This window comes from Spirillospora sp. NPDC048824, from assembly GCF_043198455.1.
Classification (GTDB): domain Bacteria; phylum Actinomycetota; class Actinomycetes; order Streptosporangiales; family Streptosporangiaceae; genus Spirillospora.
In genome coordinates this window covers 93,161-112,686 of record NZ_JBICUS010000015.1, presented here as the reverse complement: position 1 = coordinate 112,686, position 19,526 = coordinate 93,161, and the positions used below count along the sequence as shown (strand labels likewise).

Annotated in this window: 14 protein-coding genes; 11 read left to right on the top strand and 3 right to left on the bottom strand. The window is 73.1% G+C overall.

Going from position 1 to position 19,526, the window contains the following annotated elements; all coding sequences use genetic code 11:
- Positions 1-104: 104 nt before the first annotated feature.
- The 5 genes from ACGFIS_RS27355 (at position 105) to polX (ending at position 5,486) form a co-directional block, all read left to right on the top strand.
- Positions 105-1,031, top strand: a complete 927-nt coding sequence (locus ACGFIS_RS27355; RefSeq protein WP_392973046.1) for an ABC transporter ATP-binding protein — start codon at positions 105-107, stop codon at positions 1,029-1,031.
- 80 nt (positions 1,032-1,111) lie between these two features.
- Positions 1,112-1,828, top strand: coding sequence for an ABC transporter permease (locus tag ACGFIS_RS27350; RefSeq protein WP_392905141.1), 717 nt, complete (start codon positions 1,112-1,114; stop codon positions 1,826-1,828).
- A 3-nt stretch (positions 1,829-1,831) separates the two neighbouring features.
- Entirely contained in the window at positions 1,832-2,770 is a 939-nt protein-coding gene (locus ACGFIS_RS27345; RefSeq protein ID WP_392904900.1) for a DMT family transporter, read from the top strand.
- Between the two features lie 83 nt (positions 2,771-2,853).
- A complete protein-coding gene (gene prcB, locus ACGFIS_RS27340) occupies positions 2,854-3,693 on the top strand; it encodes a proteasome subunit beta (RefSeq protein WP_392973044.1) in 840 nt (279 codons plus the stop codon).
- 74 nt (positions 3,694-3,767) lie between these two features.
- Positions 3,768-5,486, top strand: a complete 1,719-nt coding sequence (gene polX, locus ACGFIS_RS27335) for a DNA polymerase/3'-5' exonuclease PolX (protein ID WP_392973042.1) — start codon at positions 3,768-3,770, stop codon at positions 5,484-5,486.
- Positions 5,487-5,538: 52 nt separating this feature from the next.
- On the opposite strand, the gene ACGFIS_RS27330 is transcribed toward polX, so the two are convergent.
- The 3 genes from ACGFIS_RS27330 to ACGFIS_RS27320 form a co-directional block, all read right to left on the bottom strand.
- Complete coding sequence (locus tag ACGFIS_RS27330; RefSeq protein WP_392904907.1) at positions 5,539-6,534, bottom strand: heme A synthase; 996 nt, start codon at positions 6,532-6,534, stop codon at positions 5,539-5,541.
- A 48-nt stretch (positions 6,535-6,582) separates the two neighbouring features.
- Positions 6,583-7,806, bottom strand: coding sequence for a PrsW family intramembrane metalloprotease (locus tag ACGFIS_RS27325; protein WP_392904909.1), 1,224 nt, complete (start codon positions 7,804-7,806; stop codon positions 6,583-6,585).
- 82 nt (positions 7,807-7,888) lie between these two features.
- Entirely contained in the window at positions 7,889-8,818 is a 930-nt protein-coding gene (locus tag ACGFIS_RS27320) for a heme o synthase (protein ID WP_392905143.1), read from the bottom strand.
- Between the two features lie 693 nt (positions 8,819-9,511).
- Here ACGFIS_RS27320 and tkt point away from each other — a divergent pair.
- The 6 genes from tkt (at position 9,512) to zwf (ending at position 19,512) form a co-directional block, all read left to right on the top strand.
- Positions 9,512-11,563 (top strand): transketolase, encoded by a 2,052-nt coding sequence (gene tkt / locus ACGFIS_RS27315; protein ID WP_392905146.1) that lies wholly within the window; start codon positions 9,512-9,514, stop codon positions 11,561-11,563.
- Positions 11,564-11,583: 20 nt separating this feature from the next.
- Positions 11,584-12,699 carry a transaldolase gene (tal, locus tag ACGFIS_RS27310; RefSeq protein ID WP_392904911.1) on the top strand — a complete coding sequence of 372 codons (1,116 nt, stop codon included), beginning with the start codon at positions 11,584-11,586 and terminating at the stop codon, positions 12,697-12,699.
- Complete coding sequence (locus ACGFIS_RS27305) at positions 12,696-14,369, top strand: glucose-6-phosphate isomerase (RefSeq protein ID WP_392973040.1); 1,674 nt, start codon at positions 12,696-12,698, stop codon at positions 14,367-14,369. Before tal ends, ACGFIS_RS27305 begins: the two co-directional genes overlap by 4 nt.
- Positions 14,370-14,523: 154 nt before the next feature.
- Positions 14,524-16,230, top strand: coding sequence for a phosphoheptose isomerase (locus ACGFIS_RS27300; protein ID WP_392904915.1), 1,707 nt, complete (start codon positions 14,524-14,526; stop codon positions 16,228-16,230).
- Positions 16,227-17,918 (top strand): hypothetical protein, encoded by a 1,692-nt coding sequence (locus ACGFIS_RS27295; RefSeq protein WP_392973038.1) that lies wholly within the window; start codon positions 16,227-16,229, stop codon positions 17,916-17,918. The genes ACGFIS_RS27300 and ACGFIS_RS27295 overlap by 4 nt, the downstream gene beginning before the upstream one ends.
- A gap of 67 nt (positions 17,919-17,985) precedes the next feature.
- Complete coding sequence (gene zwf / locus ACGFIS_RS27290) at positions 17,986-19,512, top strand: glucose-6-phosphate dehydrogenase (protein ID WP_392904919.1); 1,527 nt, start codon at positions 17,986-17,988, stop codon at positions 19,510-19,512.
- The last annotated feature ends 14 nt before the right edge of the window (positions 19,513-19,526 follow it).

Genomic DNA, 19,526 nt, shown 5'->3' with positions numbered 1-19,526 from the left:
CGCCACCGGATCGGCGTTCACCCCGCGGCTTTACCGGATCTTCACGGGCCGCACCGGCTGGACCCGGCGCGGGGCGGTCGTCCCCCGGTTCTAAACTCGTCACCATGACACCCCCCGGAGACGGCGCCGTCGAGCTGGATTCGCTCGTCAAGCGCTACGGCGCGGCGACCGCCGTGGACGGCCTGTCGCTCAGCGCCGCCCGGGGCGCGGTCACCGCGCTGCTCGGGCCCAACGGCGCCGGCAAGACCACCACGATCGAGATCTGCGAGGGGTTCCGGCGCGCCGACTCCGGCACCGTCCGCGTCCTCGGCCTCGACCCCGTCGCACGCGGGCGCGCGCTGAAGCCGAGGGTGGGCGTGATGCCGCAGTCCGGAGGCGTGCCCGGGACGGCCCGCGCAGGCGAGTTCCTGGGGCTCGTCGCGTCGTTTCACGCGACGCCGCTCGATCCGTCCGCCCTGCTGGAACGGCTCGGCCTGACCGAGCACGCCCGCACCCCGTTCCGGCGGATGTCGGGCGGCCAGCAGCAGCGCCTCTCCCTGGCCGTCGCCGTCGTCGGGCGGCCCGAGCTGGTCTTCCTCGACGAGCCCACCACCGGGCTCGACCCGCAGGCCAGGCACGCCACCTGGCGGCTCATCGAGGAACTGCGGGCCGCGGGTGTCTCGGTGGTCCTCACCACGCACAACATGGAGGAGGCCGAGCGCCTCTCCGACCACGTCGTCATCGTCGACCACGGCAGGGTCGTCGCCGAGGGCGCCCCCGAGGAGCTGACCGGCGCCGAGCGCCAGCTGCGCTTCCGCGCCCGCCCCGGCCTCGGCCTGGAGGAGCTGCTGTCGGCGCTGCCCGCCGGCTGCGCCGCCAAGGAGTCGCCCGCCGGGCACTACCTGATCGAGGCGGACGTGCGGCCCGAGCTGCTGGCCACCGTCACCGCCTGGTGCGCCTCCCACGGCGTCATGGCCGAGGACCTGCGGATCGAGCGCCGCACCCTGGAGGACGTCTTCCTGGAGCTGACCGGACGGGAGCTGCGTTCGTGACCATCCCGCACAAGGCCGCACCCCACGGCCCCGCGCCGCTGGACTTCACCCCGGCGCCGGCCGCCGTCCCCCTGCCGCGGATGATCCTGTCCCAGGCCGGTTACGAGTTCCGCACGACGCTGCGCAACGGCGAGCAGCTGCTGCTGACGCTGATCATCCCGGTGGTGCTGCTGTTCCTGTTCAGCGCCACGTCCCTGCTGGACCTCGGTGACGGCCGCCGCGTCGACTTCCTCACGCCCGGCATCCTCGCGCTCGCGGTGATGTCCACGGCGTTCACCGGCCAGGCGATCGGGACCGGGTTCGAGCGGCGCTACGGCGTCCTCAAGCGGCTCGGCGCCACACCGCTGCCGCGCGGCGGCCTCATCGCCGCCAAGACCCTCACCGTGATCGCCGTCGAGGCGGTGCAGGCGGCCGTGATCTGCGGCATGGCGCTGACGCTCGGCTGGCAGCCGCACGGCGATCCCCTCTCCGTCATCGTCCTGCTGCTGCTCGGCACGGCCGCCTTCAGCGGGTTCGGCCTGCTCATGGCCGGGACGCTGCGCGCCGAGGCCACCCTCGCAGCCGCGAACCTCGTGTACATCCTGCTGCTGGCCGCCGGCGGTGTCGTCTTCCCGTTGGAGGAGTTCCCCGGCCCGGTCCGTGACGTCCTCGGACTGCTGCCCATCTCGGCGCTCGCGGAGGGCCTGCGCGACGTCCTGCGCGACGGCGCGGCCCTGCCCGGCGGTCCCCTGCTCGTGCTCGGGGTGTGGGCCGCCGCGGGGCTCGCCCTCGCCGCTCGATTCTTCAAATGGGAGTAGTGGATGGCGCTCGCTGAGGCCCCCGGCGCGCGCGGCGGCGCGTCCCGGGCCATCGGCCGTGCCCGGTTCCTGTCGCTGGGGTCGGTGCCGCCGCCCGCGCTGATCCTGTTCGGGATCATCTCCGTGCAGACCGGGGCGGGCCTGGCCAAGCACCTGTTCGACCGGATGCCTCCGAGCGTCGTCGTGACGATCCGGCTGCTGACCTCGGCGATCGTGCTGGGGTTCCTCGCGCGCAAGGCGCTGCGGACCATCCTGCGCGACCACTCCCGCTCCAGCCTCGCCATCGCCGCCGGTTTCGGGCTGGCGCTGGCACTGATGAACTTCTCCATCTACCAGTCGTTCTCGCGGATCCCGCTCGGCGTGGCGGTGACCATCGAGTTCCTCGGGCCGCTGACGGTGGCGATCGGCGCGTCCCGGCGTCCCCGGGACGGGCTGTGGGCCCTCCTGGCGGGCGCGGGCGTCCTCCTGCTGGCCAGGGGCGGCACCGGCTCCCTCGACCCCGTCGGCATCGCGTTCGCGCTCCTGGCCGGGGCGTGCTGGGCCGCCTACATCCTGCTCACCGCCGCCACCGGCAAGCGGTTCTCCGGCTCCACCGGCCTCGCGCTGGCCAGCATCGTCGGGACGGCCGCCATGCTGCCGATCGGCGTCGCGTCCGCCGGCCCCGCCGTGCTCGACCCGCAGCTGCTGCTGATCGGCCTCGGCGTCGGGCTGCTGTCGTCGGTGATCCCCTACTCGCTGGAGCTGGAGGCGCTGCGGCGGATGCCGGCCCGCGTCTTCGGCGTCCTGATGAGCCTGGAACCCGCCGTCGCCGCCCTGGTCGGGATGGCGCTGCTCGGCGAGATCCTCACCGGACGGCAGTGGGTCGCGATCTGCTGTGTCATCGTCGCCTGTGCGGGCGCGACCCGCGGACAGAAGGACCCGCCCGAGGCGCCGGAGGCATGAGCGGTGCGTGAGAGTGGCAGGTGCGTGTGGCAGCGTGGAAGGATCGGAGCGCGAGGGTCGCCAGCGAGGGGAGAGGAGCCGCCGTGATCGGCCGGACCGAGGATCAGGGGATACCGCCCGAGTTCTTCGAGGCGGGGTCGGCGTCGTTCGTCGACCTCCTGCGCCTCCACTCCCCCGAGTTGCTGCCCGTCAACCGGGTCCCGCACGCCGGTGACGTTCCGGAGCTTCCGCACGGCACCACCGTCCTGGCGCTGACGTTCCCGGGCGGGGTCATGATGGCCGGCGACCGGCGCGCCACCCAGGGCAACCGCATCGCCTACCGCGAGCTGGACAAGGTGCAGCGCGGCGACGAGTACTCCGCCGTCGCGTTCGCGGGGACGGTCGGGCTGGCGCTGGAGATGGTCCGGCTGTTCCAGGTCGAGCTGGAGCACTACGAGAAGATGGAGACGGTCCCGCTGTCGCTGCCGGGCAAGGCCCGCCGCCTCGGCGCCGTCATCCAGGCCAACCTCGCCCAGGCGCTGCAGGGGCTCGCCGTCGTCCCGCTGCTCACCGGGTACGACCCCGACACCGGCGAGGGGCGGATCTACACCTACGACATCACCGGCTCCCCGCAGGAGGCCCGCGACTACCACGCGGACGGCTCGGGCTCCCCGTACGCGCTGGGCGCCCTGAAGAAGCTGTACCGGCGCGACCTCTCCCTGGAGGACGCCGCCGCGGTCTGCGTCCAGGCCCTCTACGACGCGGCCGACGACGACACCGCCACCGGCGGGCCCGACCCGGCGCGGCGCATCTACCCGACGATCGCGGTCGTCACCGACGACGGGTACCGGCGCCTGCCCGAGGACGAGGTGTCCGCGATCGCCGGCGAGGTCGTCCGGGGACGGATGGACAACCCCGGCGGCCCCCTGGCTCCGCTGCGGTGACCATGCCCGGGATCATGCCTGTGATCACGCCGCTTATCATCGGGAACGTCGTACCCGGCTTCTAGACTCGCCGTATGGCACGGGCAAACGACGAGGCTGCGGCACTCATCCAGGAACTGGCCGATCTGCTGTCCATCACGGGCGGCGACGCGTTCAAGATCAGGGCGTACGAGAAGGCCGCACGGGCGATCGCCGGCCATCCCGACGACATCTCCGGCCTGGATCTCGCCGGGCTGCGCAAGATCCAGGCCGTGGGCGAGGCGATCGCGAAGAAGGTCCTCGACTACAACACCACCGGCACCATCCGGCAGGTTGAGGAGCTGCGCACCCAGATCCCCGCCGGGGTCAGGGCGCTGACCGCCATCCCCACCCTCGGCCCGAAGAAGGCCCTCGCCGTCTACGAGGAGCTGGGCATCTCCTCGGTCGGCGAGCTGGAGACGGCGATCCGCGAAGGCCGGCTGCGCGGCCTCAAGGGATTCGGCACCAAGACCGAGGAGAACATCCTCCACGGCATCGAGCTGATGCGCAGCTCCGGCGAGCGGGTGCTGCTCGACGCCGCCGCCGGCGTCGCCGACGAGATCGTCGAGGTACTGTCCGCGCTCCCCCAGGTGGAACGCTGCGAGCACGCCGGCTCCCTGCGCCGGATGCGGGAGACGATCGGCGACGTGGACGTCCTGGCGGCCTCCCGCGACCCGCACCCGATCATGGAGGCGTTCACCGCGCTGCCGTTCGTCGCCGAGGTCATCGCGAGCGGCGACAAGAAGACGTCCATCCGCACCGCCAAGGGCCTGCAGGTCGATCTGCGCGTCGTCCCGCCCGAGTCCTGGGGTGCGGCCCTGCAGTACTTCACCGGGTCGCAGGCCCACAACATCCGCACCCGCGAGATCGCCGTGAAGGCGGGCCTCAAGCTGTCCGAGTACGGCCTGTTCCACGCCGAGTCGAACGAGCTGATCGTCTCCGAGACGGAGGAGGAGGTCTACGAGCGGCTCGGCCTCCCCTGGGTCCACCCCACCCTCCGCGAGGACACCGGCGAGATCGAAGCGGCCCTCAGGGACGAGCTGCCCCGCCTGGTCACCGTCGCGGACCTGCGGGGCGACCTGCACAGCCACACCGACCTCACCGACGGCATCGCCTCCCTGGACGACATGGTCGCCGCCGCGCACGCCCGCGGCCTGGAGTACTACGCCATCACCGACCACGCTCCCAACCTGTTCATGCAGCGGATGACGGACGAGAAGATGCTCGCCCAGCGCGACCAGGTCGCCGGCCTTCAGCGCGCGTACCCCGGCATGGCCCTCCTCCACGGCACCGAGCTGAACATCGACCCGGACGGCGAAGTCGACTGGGACGCCGCCTTCCTCTCCGGCTTCGACGTCTGCGTCGCCTCGATCCACTCCCACTTCACCCAGGACCAGGACGCCATGACCCGGCGCCTCGTCCGCGCCTGCGAGAATCCCCACGTCCACGTCATCGGTCACCCCACGGCCCGCAGCATCGGCCGCCGCGCGCCCGTCGACGCCGACTGGGACGAGGTGTTCCGCGCCGCCGCCCGCACCGGCACCGCCATGGAGATCGACTCGTTCCCCGACCGCCTCGACCTGCCCGCCGACCTGATCCGCCGCGCCAAGCGGCTCGGTGTGAAGTTCTCCGTCGACACCGACGCCCACTCCGTCGGCCACCACCGCAACATCCGCTACGGCATCGGCACCGCCCAGCGCGGCTGGCTGACGCCCGACGACGTCATCAACACCTGGCCGCTGGACCGCCTGCGCGACTTCCTCCGGAAGCGCTGACACGGTCCCCGGTCACACGGGCTCGGTCACACGGGCTCGGTCACACGGTGCGTCAGGCGGGCTGCGGCGATTCGGCCTTCGGGGCGGCGGCCGGGGACGGCTCCGCGGCGGGGACGGGGCCGCGGTCGCGGAGCGCGAAGAAGAGGCGGAACGCCGCGATCCACATCAGCACCGAGCCGAGCATGTGCAGCAGCACCAGGCCCTCGGGGACGCCCAGGAAGTACTGGAGGTAGCCGACGGCGCCCTGGAGGACGATGAGGACGGCCAGCTCGTGCCCGCGGCGGCGGGCGGCGGCCGGGGCGCCCGTGCGGTACAGCGCGACGAGGACGAGCACCGTCAGCGCCGTGGTCACCCAGGCCAGCACGCTGTGGATGCGGGCGACGTCGGTGATGTCGAAGCCGTACCGGCGGGAATCGGCGTCGCCCGCGTGGGGCCCGGTGCCGGTGACGACGGTGCCCGCGACGAGCACGGCCGCGCAGGCGACCAGCAGCGCGGCGGTGAGGCGGCGCGTCCAGGGGCCGGTGAGCGGCCGGGGCGGGGCGTCGCCCTCCCCCACGCGGATCCAGAGGGCCACGCAGAAGACGAGCAGGGCCGGTGAGACGAGGAAGTGCAGGGAGACGGCGGCCGGGTGCAGTTCGGTGAGGACCACGATCCCGCCGATGACGGCCTGCGCGACGACGCTCATCGGCTGGGCCAGCGCCCACCAGACCAGTTCCTTGCGGCGCGGCCGCAGCCGCAGCGCCGCGATGAAAACCAGCAGGCCGGCGGCCAGCACCACGAAGGTGATCAGCCGGTTGCCGAACTCGATCGACATGTTGAGCACGTGGTGCTCGGGATTGCTGGTGGGGACGAGGCTGTCGCCGGAGCAGCGGGGCCAGTCGGGGCAGCCGAGCCCCGACTTGGTGACCCGGACGGCGCCGCCGCTGACGACGATCACCACGTTGCCGATGACGCCGAGGAGCGCGAGCAGCCGCAGCGACCCGGTGGTCGGACGCCACACGGCGTTCCAGGTCCGGAGCGGGATGTTGGACGACTGTCGCTCTGCCACGGCACCAATCGTATGGCCGGGTCCCGGTGGTCGTGATCCGGCCCCCGGTCACCGTCCGTAGGGGCCCGGGGGGCTGGGCGGGAGGAACCCGGACGGGCCCTGCGCCGCCCACGGCGGGCCGGCACCCCGGTTCGCCCCGGGGCGCGGCGGGGTGCGCAGGAACGCCTGCCTGGCCAGCGACATCAGGTTGAGCAGCGAGTCGCGGCGGGTGACGAACCACCGCTGGTCGGCGACACCGCGGTCGGCGCGTTTGTGCAGCAGCGCCAGCTCCGTCGCCGCGAGCTGGTAGTCCGTCATCGCGCGCCCGGCGGGCGGGCCGCCGACGAGGCGGGCCCAGCGGCGGGCGGCGCGGCGGGCGGGGAGGGAACGCAGCATCCGGATGTCCTGCGGCGTCACCAGGCCCGTCGCGGCGTACGTCGGCAGGTACGTCTCGATGCGGCGGACGGTGCCCCGCCGTTCGACGAAAACGATCACGATCAGGGCGACCAGGATGCAGAAGTCCAGCGCGTAGACGACGCCGAGGCCGCCGAGCCCGTACGACGCCGAGCCGTTCCACAGCCCGTGCAGGACGATCGCGCCGAGCAGCCCGGCGAGCGGCGCGATGAACTGCCCCCGCCGGTGCGTGGCGGCGTAGGCGACGCCGAGGCCGGTCATCGAGGTGAACAGCGGGTGGCTGAGCGGCATGACGAGGCCGCGCAGGATGAACACCGCCCCGAGCTGCTGCGTGCCGCCCTCCTCGAACGCCCGCATGTAGTAGGTGATGTTCTCCATCATGGCGAAGCCGAGGCCGACCATGGCGGCGTAGATGATCCCGTCGGCGAATCCGTCGATCTCGTTGCGGCGGAACCAGAGCATGCCGAACAGGACGGCGCCCTTCAGCGTCTCCTCGATGACGGGGGCGCCGAAGGTGGCGCTGACGAAGTGGCCCTCGGACTCGCCGAAGATGGGGACGGTGACGTACAGCAGGCCGGCGGTGTTGAGCACCAGGGCGCCGAGCACGGCGACGCCCGCGCCCCACATGAACGAGAACGCCAGGGCGCGCGGCGGTTCGGGCTCCATCCGGTCGAGGGTGAGCGCGAGGGCGATCAGCACCGGGATCGGGACGATGGCGAGCAGCGCGCCCACCCAGAAACCCGGCCCCCCGGCCACGGCGATGACGCCGAGCGCGGTCACGGCGCACAGCCCGGACACGCTCATGCCGATGATGAGGCCGACCGGGGGCCTGCCGGGGATCCGCCCTTCGAGCACCGCCTTGGGGTCCACACGCGCCATGACGCGAAGCGTAACGGCAGGTAGCGCGAAGTGCTAAGTCCATATCGTCACGGACGGTCACCATCCGCGGTGAAAGCCGTGGTCAGTGCAGGATCGGGTCGACGGCCACGGCGGTGAACAGCAGCGCCAGGTAGACGTTGGAGAGGTGGAAGAACCGCATCGGCCTCAGGTGGACGCCGGTCACCCCGGCGCGGACCGCCTTCAGCAGCCGGTGCCCCTCGGCGAGGAAGGCCAGGCCGAGCACCACCGCCACGGCGCCGTACACCGGGCCCATCCCGGCCACCGGCCACAGCAGCAGCGAGCAGGCCACGGTGGCGTAGGTGTAGGCGAGGCTCTCGGTGACGACGCGCCGCTCGGTGGCGACGACCGGCAGCATGGGGACCTTGGCGACCGCGTAGTCCTCGCGGTAGCGCATGGCGAGCGTCCACGTGTGCGGCGGCGTCCACAGGAACACGACGCCGAACAGGACGAACGGCGTCCAGGCGAGGTCGCCCGTGACCGCGGCCCAGCCGATGAGGACGGGCATGCACCCGGCGATGCCGCCCCACACGACGTTCTGCGACGTGCGCCGCTTGAGCAGCAGCGAGTACACGAAGACGTAGAAGAGGATGGCGAACAGCGACCCGGCCGCGGCGACAGGGTTGACGGTGAGCAGGAAACCCGCCGTGGACAGCGCCGCGAGCGTGACCCCGAAGATCAGGGCGCGCGCCGGGGTGACCTGGTGGCGGGCCAGCGGGCGGCGGCGGGTGCGGCGCATCTTGGCGTCGATGTCGCGGTCGATGTAGCAGTTGATCGCGTTGGCGGCCCCGGCGGACATCGTCCCGAACGCCAGCGTCAGCAGGACGGTGGGCAGCGGCGGGACGCCCCCGGCCGCCAGGAACATCACCGGGATGGTGGTGATCAGGAGCAGTTCGATCACGCGCGGCTTGGTCAGCGCCACGTAGGCGCGTACGCTCGCGCCGAGCGTCCTGGGGGCGGCCTGCTCGGCGGGCACCGGCACGAGCGGGATCACAGGCGCCCCCGGCCCCTGCTCGTCGAGTTCGATCTCGACCCCGCGCTTGTTACTGAGCACCGTCACAATCGGGTCCACGTCCAACTAGGGATGGGAAATCGCGTACCACCTCGGCGGCGCCCCCGCGATCCGGGCCGGCCTCGGTTGTGTGCAACTTCGGCTTCGGTCTTGCTGCCACGGCCGCTGTCGTTCGGACCGCGTCCTCACTGTAGTGCGCCCCCTCCGGAGGCCGCGCACCGGGTCGCCGGACGCGCCGCGCGCCCCCGCAGGTGCCCGGCGGGCACCCGGAAGGATCACTTCCCGGGTGCGCTCTCCGGATCACCCGTGGGATCACCCGTGCGGGGGGTTAGTCCCCGGGGCGTTCGGGCAAGGGTGCTTGAAGCGGCGCGGCCCCCCGAGGACGCGGCGTCCTGTGCCCGCCTGCGGCGGCCCTCCCGCGCGATAGGCTCGCCGGGGGCGCGGCATGATCTTCGCCTGCGGCGGACGCGGCCGGCGCACGGGGCCCGGCGGGAAGACCGATCGCGTCGTGGGCTGCGCCCGGGGCGGGTCGTGCCCGCCGTGGCGGCGCACAATCTACAGAGTCGTACAACATTCGGTTCGAGAGGAGCCTGGCGTTCCGTGAGCAGGGACAACAGCACGTTTGAGTGGTCCGACCAAGACCGGCGGGCGGTGGACCTGGTCCGCATTCTCGCCATGGACGCGGTCGAGGAAGCGGGCTCCGGTCACCCAGGGACGGCGATGAGCCTCGCGCCCGCCGCCCACCTTCTCTTCCAGAGGTTCCTCCGGCACGACCCGACGGATCCGCACTGGCCCGGCCGGGACAGGTTCGTGCTCTCCTGCGGGCACTCCAGCCTGACCCTGTACATCCAGCTCTACCTGTCGGGCTACCCGATGACGCTGGACGATCTGAAGGCGCTGCGCAAATGGGGCAGCCTCACCCCCGGGCACCCGGAGTTCGGGCACACGGCGGGCGTGGAGACGACCACGGGCCCGCTGGGGCAGGGCATCGCGAACGCCGTCGGGATGGCGATGGCGGCGCGCCGCGAGCGCGGCCTCTTCGACCCGGACAGCCCGCAGGGCGAGTCCCCCTTCGACCACACCATCTGGGCGTTCGCGTCCGACGGCGACATCCAGGAGGGCATCAGCCACGAGGCGAGCGCGCTGGCCGCCCACCAGCGGCTCGGCAACCTGGTGCTGCTCTACGACGACAACAAGATCTCGATCGAGGACGACACCGCCATCGCGCTGTCTGAGGACGTCCTGGCCCGCTACGCGGCCTACGGCTGGGACGTCCACCGGGTCGACTGGACCGAGGACGGCGACTACGACGAGAACGTCGCCGGGCTCGCCGAGGCGTTCGCGGCGGCGAAGGCCGAGACGTCCCGCCCGTCGTTCATCGCGCTGCGGACGATCATCGGCTGGCCGGCGCCGAACAAGAAGAACACCGGCAAGATCCACGGCTCGGCGCTCGGCGCCGAGGAGGTCGCCGCGACCAAGCGGATCCTGGGCGTCGACCCGGCCGAGTCGTTCCATGTCCCCGAGGACGTCCTGGCGCACGCCCGCAAGGTCAGCGACCGCGGCCGCGCGGACCACGCCGAGTGGAACAAGTCGTTCGACGCGTGGCGGGAGGCCAACCCCGGGCGGGCGGCCGAGTTCGACCGGATCGCGGCGCGCACCCTGCCGAACGGCTGGGAGGACGCGCTGCCGGAGTTCGAGGCCGGAACCGCCGTCGCGACCCGCAAGGCGTCCGGTCAGATCCTCGCGGCGCTGGCGCCGGTGCTGCCGGAGCTGTGGGGCGGCTCGGCGGACCTGGCCGACAGCAACAACACGACGATGAAGGGCGAGCCGTCGTTCATCCCCGAGGAGTTCCAGACCAAGGAGTTCCCCGGTCACCGCTACGGCCGCACCCTGCACTTCGGTGTCCGCGAGCACGCGATGGGCGCGATCTGCAACGGGATCGCGCTGCACGGCGGGACCCGCCCGTACGGCGGCACGTTCCTGATCTTCAGTGACTACATGCGCCCGGCGGTCCGGCTGGCGGCGCTGATGAAGCTGCCGGTGACGTTCGTGTGGACGCACGACTCGATCGGCCTCGGCGAGGACGGCCCGACGCACCAGCCGGTCGAGCACCTGTGGGCGCTGCGGGCGATCCCGGGCCTGGACGTGGTCCGGCCGGCGGACGCCAACGAGACGGCGGTGGCGTGGCGGACCATCCTCGGGCACGCCGACCGCCCGGCGGGCATCGCGCTGACCCGGCAGAACCTGCCGACGCTCGAACGCGGCGGCGAACTCGCGTCCGCGGAGGGCGTCGCCAAGGGCGGCTACGTGCTGGCGGACGCCGACGGCGGGCGGCCCGATGTGATCATCATCGCCACCGGCAGCGAGGTCCAGCTGGCGCTGGAGGCCCGGACGGCGCTGCAGTCGGAGGGCACCCCGACCCGGGTCGTGTCGATGCCGTGCGTGGAGTGGTTCGACGCGCAGTCCGACGCCTACCGGCAGGAGGTCCTGCCGCCCGGGGTGCACGCCCGCGTGTCGGTGGAGGCCGGGGTCGCGCTCGGCTGGCGCGCCTACGTCGGCGACGCCGGCGAGTCGGTGAGCCTGGAGCACTTCGGCGCATCGGCCGACTACAAGACGCTGTTCCTGCAGTTCGGCATCACCTCCGAGCGGGTCGTCGCGGCGGCGAAGGCCAGCCTGATCAAGGCCGGTGTCAAGCACGCCGGGCGGGGCGAGACCACCGGCAACTAGGACCGTGACGAGGAGTATCGATGAGTGAGATTCTGAAGGAGCTCTCGGACGAGGGCGTGTCGATCTGGCTGGACGACATCAGCCGGGACCGGCTGCGGACGGGCAACCTGGCGGAGCTCGTCAAGGACAAGCACGTCGTCGGCGTCACGTCCAACCCGACGATCTTCGCGAAGGCGCTGAGCAAGGGCACCGCCTACGACGACCAGGTCCGCGACCTGGCGGTGCGGGGCGTGGACGTCGAGGAGGCGTCCCGCGCGATCACCACCTACGACATCCGCTGGGGCTGCGACGTGCTGCGCCCGGTGTACGACCGGACGGACGGGCTGGACGGCCGGGTGTCGATCGAGGTGGACCCGCGGCTGGCCCGCGACACCCGCCGGACGGTCGCCGAGGCGCGGGCGCTGTGGTGGCTGGTGGACCGGCCGAACCTGTTCATCAAGATCCCGGCGACGAAGGAGGGCCTGCCGGCGATCACGGCGGCGCTGTCGGAGGGCATCAGCGTGAACGTGACGCTGATCTTCTCGCTGGAGCGCTACGGCGAGGTCATCGACGCGTTCTTCGCCGGCCTTGAGCAAGCACGTGAGAACGGTCACGACCTGTCGAAGATCGCTTCGGTGGCGTCGTTCTTCGTCAGCCGGGTGGACACCGAGATCGACAAGCGGCTCGACAAGATCGGCTCGGACGAGGCGAAGGCGCTGCGGTCGAAGGCGGGCCTCGCCAACGCCCGGCTCGCGTACGCGCTGTACGAGGAGCGGTTCGGCACCGGCCGGTGGAAGGCGCTGAAGGACGCCGGGGCCCGTCCCCAGCGGCCGCTATGGGCCTCCACCGGCGTGAAGGACCCGGACCTCAACGACACCCTGTACGTGGACGAGCTGGTCGCGCCGGGCACGGTCAACACGATGCCGGAGGCGACGCTGGTGGCGGAGGCCGACCACGGCCAGGTCCGCGGCGACACCGTCCGGGGCACCTATGACGACGCCCGCGCCCACATGGCGGCGCTGAAGGAGGCCGGCGTCGACTACGACGACGTCGTGAAGGTGCTGGAGGACGAGGGCGTCGAGAAGTTCGCGGTGTCGTGGAAGGAACTGCTCGACTCCATCACCGGCGAGCTGGACTCCAAGAGGGCCGGCGCGTGACCTCGGTGGTGACCGCCGGGGGGATCTCGGTCACCATCCGCGGCACCGTCGTCGACGAGAGCGAGACGGTCCTGGGGCGGCTCGTCTCCGACGGCGTGCCGGGCTCGCTGACGTCAGGCAACGCGAAGCTGTGGGGGCCCGACGCGGCCCCGCTGGCCGCCCGCCGGCTGGGCTGGCTGGGCCTGCCGGAGACCTCGCGGTCTCTGGCGGGCCTGCTGGCCGAGCCGGCGGGCGAGGCCCGCGACGCCGGGCTCGACCGGATCGTGCTGGCGGGCGCGGGCGGTTCCGCGGTCGCCGCGGAGACGATGTTCCGGTCCGCGTCCGGTTCCGCCGCGGGGGCGGCGGAACTGATCGTCCTGGACACCACCGATCCGCACGAGGTGTCGGGCGTCCTGGCCGGCGACCTGCACCGGACGGTCGTGGTCGTGGTCGGCGAGAGCATCGAGGCGGAGTCGCTGCGGCGCGTCTTCGGGCGCGCGTTCTCCGAGGCGGGGCTGGGCGGCTCGGAGCTGGCCCGCCGGTTCGTCGTCGTGGCGGACGAGGGGTCCGCGCTCGAACGCGCCGCCCGGGAGGTCGGCCATCACCTCATCCACACCGAACCCGACGTCGACGGGCGTTTCGGCGCGCTCGGCGCACGGGCGCTGGTTGCGGCGGGGCTCGCCGGCGTCGACGTGGACGCGCTGCTGGACGAGGCGTCCCGGCTGACGCCGACGCTCCGGCAGCCCTACGACAACCCGGCCCTGGCGCTGGGCGCGGCGCTGGGCTCCTCGGCGCTCGGCGCCCGCGACAAGCTCGTCATCGCCGACCACGGCTCCGGCCTGGACGGCTTCGGCGGGTGGGCGGAGCAGCTGGTCGGCGGCGCGCTGGGCAAGGACGGCAAGGGCCTGCTGCCGGTCGTGGTGGAGGGCGCCGACGCGCCCGGCTTCGAACTGGCCGGCGACCTGCGGCGCGTCATCCTGGGCCGCCGGCGGGACGAGCCCGGTCCCGGCCGCGAGGCGGGGGTGAGCGTCGCGGGCCCCCTCGGCGCGCAGTTCCTGCTGTGGGAGTACGCGGCGGCGGTGGCGTCCCGGGTGCTGGGCGTCGACCCGTTCGACGAGCCGGACGTCGCCGAGTCGGTGGACAGCACGGCGGCGCTGCTCCGGTCGGAGGAGGGCACCGCCCCCACGGTCGTGCGGAGGCCGCCGGAGCTGGTCTCGGGGGCCGTGGAGGTCCACGCCGCCGAGGGCGCGCTGCGGGGCGCGCAGACGCTGATCGAGGCGCTGGAGGTCATCCTGGAGGACGTCCCGGACGGCGGGTACCTCGCCGTCCTAGCGTACCTGGACCGCCGCGGCGACGCGGCGGCGGCCGGGTTGCGGCCGCTGCTGGCGGCGCGGTGCGCCAGGGTCCGCAGGAACCCGGCGCCCGTCACGTTCGGGTGGGGGCCCCGCTACCTGCACACGGCCGGCCAGTACCACAAGGGCGGGCCGCGGAACGGGGCGTTCCTGCAGGTCACCGGTGCCGTCGCGGAGGACGTCGCGGTGCCGGGGCGGCCGTACAGCCTCGGCGAGCTGCAGCTCGCACAGGCGTTCGGCGATCTGCGGGTGGTCCGGTCGCTCGGCCGTCCCGCCTTCCGCCTGCATCTGCGTGACCGCGCGGAGGGCGTCGCGCAGCTGGCCGAGGCGCTAGCCTGACGCGGGCTCTCCCTTCGCGGTGTTCGCGTGACGCGAGCCCGGGTGACGCGGGTGCCCGTGTGACGCGGTGCTCACCCGGAGCGCTGAAGAAGATCTAGGGAGAGGTCGCCAATGTCCATTCTCTCCTGAAACGATGGGGGGTCAGGAGGGAACGGTGTCCGGATTCGACGTATTGACGCGCGGCGACGTGCTGGACTCGGCGCTGCAGGCGAGGGACTACCTCGTCAGCTGCGGTGTGCCCGGCGCGCTCGCCGCCAAAGACCCGCGGCTGTGGGGGCGGCGCGCGGTCGACCACAGCAGGCTGGGCTGGCTCGACCTGCCCTTCGCCTCCCGTGGTCTGCTGACCCAGGTGGACGGCCTGGTCGCGGAGGCGCGCTACTCGGGCCTCGACCACATCGTGCTGATCGGTGTCGGGGCCGAGAGCCTCGCCGCCCAGGCGATCATGGAGGCGCACGCTCCGGCGGTCGCCGCCGGCGCCGTGGGGCAGGGCACGGGCGGGCAGGACGCGGGAGGCCGGGGCACGGGCGAGCTGACCGTGCTGGACGGCAGCGACACCGCCGCGCTCACGTTCGCGATGGAGCGGCTCGACCGCACGCTGGTCGTGCTGGCCAGCAAGGCGGGCGTGTCGCTGGAGGGCGACGCCTACCGGCGGATCTTCACCGCCGCGTTCCGTGAGCGGGGCCTGTCGGAACGGGAGATCGCCGGCCGGTTCCTGGTGATCACCGATCACGGGAGCCCGCTGCACGACTTCGCCCGGCAGTGCGGCTACCGGATCGGGCTGACCGACCCGTATCTTCCCGGGCATTTCGGGGCGCTGTCGGCGTACGGGCTCGTCCCGGCCGTCCTGGCGGGCGCCGACGCGGAACGGCTGCTGGAGGAGGCGGCGTCGCTGGTGCCGTCGCTGGGCAAGGACGAGGACAACCCGGGCCTGCTGCTCGGCGCGGTCCTCGGCGGCTGCGCCCAGCAGGGGCCGGGCGGCCTGGCCCGCGACAAGGTGCTGCTGCGCGAGCCGGGCGGGCCGGGGGCGCTGAGCAGCTGGATCTCCCAGCTCCTCGCGGTCGGCACCGGCAAGCGGGGCCGCGGGGTGCTGGCGTTCGAGCCGCCGGGCGGGCGGGGCGACTTCCCGGACGTGCACGGCGTGTCGATCAACCCGCGGTCGGCGGCGCAGGACGAGGCCGACACCTCGGTGTGGGCGCCGCTCGGCGCGCAGTTCCTGCTGTGGGAGTACGCGACGGCGGTCGCCGGGTGGCTGCTCGGCGTGAACCCGTTCGAGGCGGGCAGCACCGTCGTCCAGGAGTCCGAGGACGACGCGGCGACGATGCTGCGCACGGCGGGCGGCGGCCCGCTGACCGAGGAGCAGCCGGTGTACGCCGAGGACGGCATCGAGGTGTACGCCGACTTCCCGTGGCCGCCCGGAGCGGAACTGCGGACCGTTCTCGGCGGGCTGGTCGCCTCGGTGCCCAACGACGGATACCTGTCGGTCATGACGTACCTGTCGGGCGACTTCTCGGGCCGCTACCTCGCGCCGTCCATGGCGCGCGGGTCGGGGCGTCCCGTCGCCTACGGGCCGGGCCCGGCGTACCCGCACGCGACGGGGCCGGTGCACAAGGACGGGCCGGGCAACGGCGCGTTCCTCATCATCACCGGCGACCCCGCGCCGGGTGACGCGCTGGCCACGCAACCCGTCCCCGGCCGCCCCTACAGCCTGGCGAAGCTGCAGCTCGCGCGGGCGCTGGCGGAGCTGCGGGCGCTGCGCGACCGCAGGCTGCCGGTGATCCGGCTGCATCTGCGCGACCCGGTGGAGGGCGCGGGCAAGCTCACCGAGGCGATGCGGTCGGTGGCGGGGGCTCGCCGGCCGTGACCTTCACCGCCGTCGTCTCGGGGGAGACGGCCATCACCGCCCGCGGTCCGCTGAGGGAGGCCGCCGAGCGGGTCCTGGGCCGGCTGTGGATCGACCAGGTGCCGGTCCGGCTGGCGTCGGAGGACGCGTCCCTGTGGCCGTCGACCGCGACCGCCGGGCTGGAGGGCCGTCCGCTGTGCTGGCCGGGGCAGCCCGGGCCGGGCCGCGCGGTTCTGGAACGTGCCGAGGAGCTGCGCGCGCGGGCCCGCGCGGACGGGCTGACCGAAGTGGCGCTGCTGGGGCGCGGCGCGCCGGCCCGCGCCGCCGAGCTGATCGTCGCGGCGCACCGGCTCACCGCTCCGGCCGCGGCGACGCCCCGGGAGAACGGGGACGACGACAGAAGCGGGCACGACGCCCCGCCCGGCGCCGGTGTGTCACCGCTCACCGTGCTCGACGGGCCGGAGCCGGGCCCGCTGCTGCGCATCCGCGACGACCCGGAGCGGCTGAACCGCACGATGATCGTCGTCACCGGCGACGATCCGGGCACCGACACGCTCCGCCAGGTGTTCACCCGGATGTTCCAGGACCTCGACCTGTCCCCCGGCGAGATCGCGCGGCGGTTCGTCACCGTCGCCGAGCCCGGCGCGGCGGCGGCCAAGCGCGCGACGGAGGCGGGGCATCCGCTGATCGAGGCGCCCGCCCCGACCGCGTTCGGCGCCCTGTCCCCCTACGCGCTGGTGCCCGCCGCGCTCGCCGGCGCCGAGGTGGGGCCGCTGCTCGACGCGGCCACCGCCGTCCTGCCCTCGCTCACCCGGCCGGAGAACAATCCGGGCCTGGTCCTCGGCGCCGTCCTCGGCGGGGCGGTCCGCACCGGCCGGCGGACGGCCGTGCTCGGCGGCTACCCCGCGGCGCTGCCGGGCATCGCGGGATGGGTCGCGCTGCTGCTGGAGGAGACGGCCCGCGGCCGGCTCACGCCCGTCGTCCAGGGCGGCGGCCTCCCGCTGACCCCCGCCGACGACCTGTTCCTCGTGACGTTCGACGGCCGCCCGCACCAGGACGACTCCACCGTCACCGGCCCGCTCGCCGCGCAGCTCGTCGTGTGGGAGTACGCCGCGGCCGTCGCCGCCTACCTGCTGGAGCTGGACCCCCTCACGCCGCGCGACCGCGCGGCCCCGATGACGCTCGACGACGGTTCGGGCGACCCGCTGTTCGCCGACGGCGACCCGGGCCGCGCCGTGGAGGTGCACACGACCGTCCCGGCGCTGGCGGCGGCGCCCGACCTGCCGCGGCTGCTGGACACGCTGACCGAGCGGATCGGCGCGGACGAGCACCTGGCGATCGTCGCCTACCTGGACCCGGACGAGACACGCGGGCAGGGCACGCAGATCCGCAGGCTCGCCGCGCTGCTCGCCGCCCGCTGCGGACGCCCGGTCACGGTCGGCTGGGGCGGTGGGTGGCTGCCGAGCGGGAATGATCAGCCGGACGGAGGCGTATTCCTGTTGGTGACCGGGAACGTGGTTCGCGACGTGCCGGTCCCGGACCGGCACCACAGGCTCGGCATGCTGCAGCTCGCCCGGGCGCTCGGGGACGCCCGCGACACGCGCGCGGCGGGCCGCCCGGTGGTGCGGCTGCACCTGCAGAACCGCTGGGCCGGGCTCGCCCGGTTGCTCGACTCCGCCAGAGGAGATTCCGCAAGAGGAGGGGAATGAGCGCGCGACTAGGCACAGTGCCGTCCAACGCGGCGCCGTCGAAGGCAGTGCCACCGGAGGGGGCAACGTGACCGAGCCAGCCAATCCGCTCCGCGACCCGCGGGACAAGCGCCTGCCGCGGGTCGCCGGGCCGTGCGTCCTCGTGCTGTTCGGGGTCACCGGGGACCTGTCCCGCAAGAAGCTGCTGCCGGCCATCTACGACCTGGCGAACCGGGGGCTGCTGCCGCCGGGCTTCTCCCTGGTCGGCTTCGCCCGCCGCGAGTGGGACCACCAGGACTTCCGGGAGATCGCCCACGAGTCGGTCAAGAAGCATGCGCGGACCCCGTTCCGCGAGGACGTGTGGACGCACCTGTCGGAGGGGATGCACTTCGTCCCCGGCACGTTCGACGACCCGGGCGCGTTCGACGCGCTGTCGATGGCCGTCAAGGAGCTGGACGAGACACGCGGCACGGGCGGGAACTACGCGTTCTACCTGTCGATCCCGCCGAAGTTCTTCCCGCAGGTCGTGGAGCAGCTGCAGCGCTGCGGGCTGGCCGAGCCCAAGGAGGAGGCCTGGCGCCGGGTCGTCATCGAGAAGCCGTTCGGCCACGACCTGAAGAGCGCGGTGGAGCTGAACGACACCGTGCACCGCGTCTTCCCCGAGGAGTCGATCTTCCGGATCGACCACTACCTCGGCAAGGAGACGGTGCAGAACATCCTGGCGCTGCGGTTCGCCAACGCGATGTTCGAGCCGATCTGGAACCGCTCCTACGTCGACCACGTGCAGATCACGATGGCCGAGGACATCGGCATCGGCGGCCGCGCCGGGTACTACGACGGGATCGGCGCCGCCCGCGACGTCATCCAGAACCACCTGCTGCAGCTGCTGGCGCTGACGGCCATGGAGGAGCCCACGTCGTTCAGCGCCGAGGCCGTCCGCGCCGAGAAGGCCAAGATCCTCTCCTCGGTGCGGGTACCCGGTGATCTCGCGGAGTCCACCGCGCGCGGGCAGTACGCGGCCGGCTGGCAGGGCGGTGTGAACGTCCGCGGCTACCTGGAGGAGGACGGCATCCCCGCCGACTCCCGGACCGAGACCTACGCCGCGATCAAGCTGGAGATCGAGAACCGGCGCTGGGCGGGCGTCCCGTTCTACCTGCGCACCGGCAAGCGCCTCAGCCGCCGGGTGACGGAGGTGGCGATGGTGTTCCAGAAGGCGCCGCACCTGCCGTTCTCGCACACCGACACCGAGGAGCTCGGGCAGAACGCCCTGGTCATGCGGGTGCAGCCGGATGAGGGCATCACGGTCCGGTTCGGCTCGAAGGTCCCCGGCACCTCGATGGAGATCCGCGACGTCAACATGGACTTCGCCTACGGCGAGTCGTTCACCGAGACGTCGCCGGAGGCGTACGAGCGGCTGCTGCTGGACGTGCTGATCGGCGACCCGCCGCTGTTCCCGCGCCAGGAGGAGGTCGAGCTCTCCTGGAAGATCCTCGACCCGATCGAGGAGTTCTGGGCGAGCCGCGGGGGTCTCGACCAGTACAAGTCCGGCGGCTACGGGCCGGACAGCACCGATGAGCTGATGTCGCGCGACGGGCGCGTCTGGCGGCGGCTCTAGTTGAACGGGGGCTC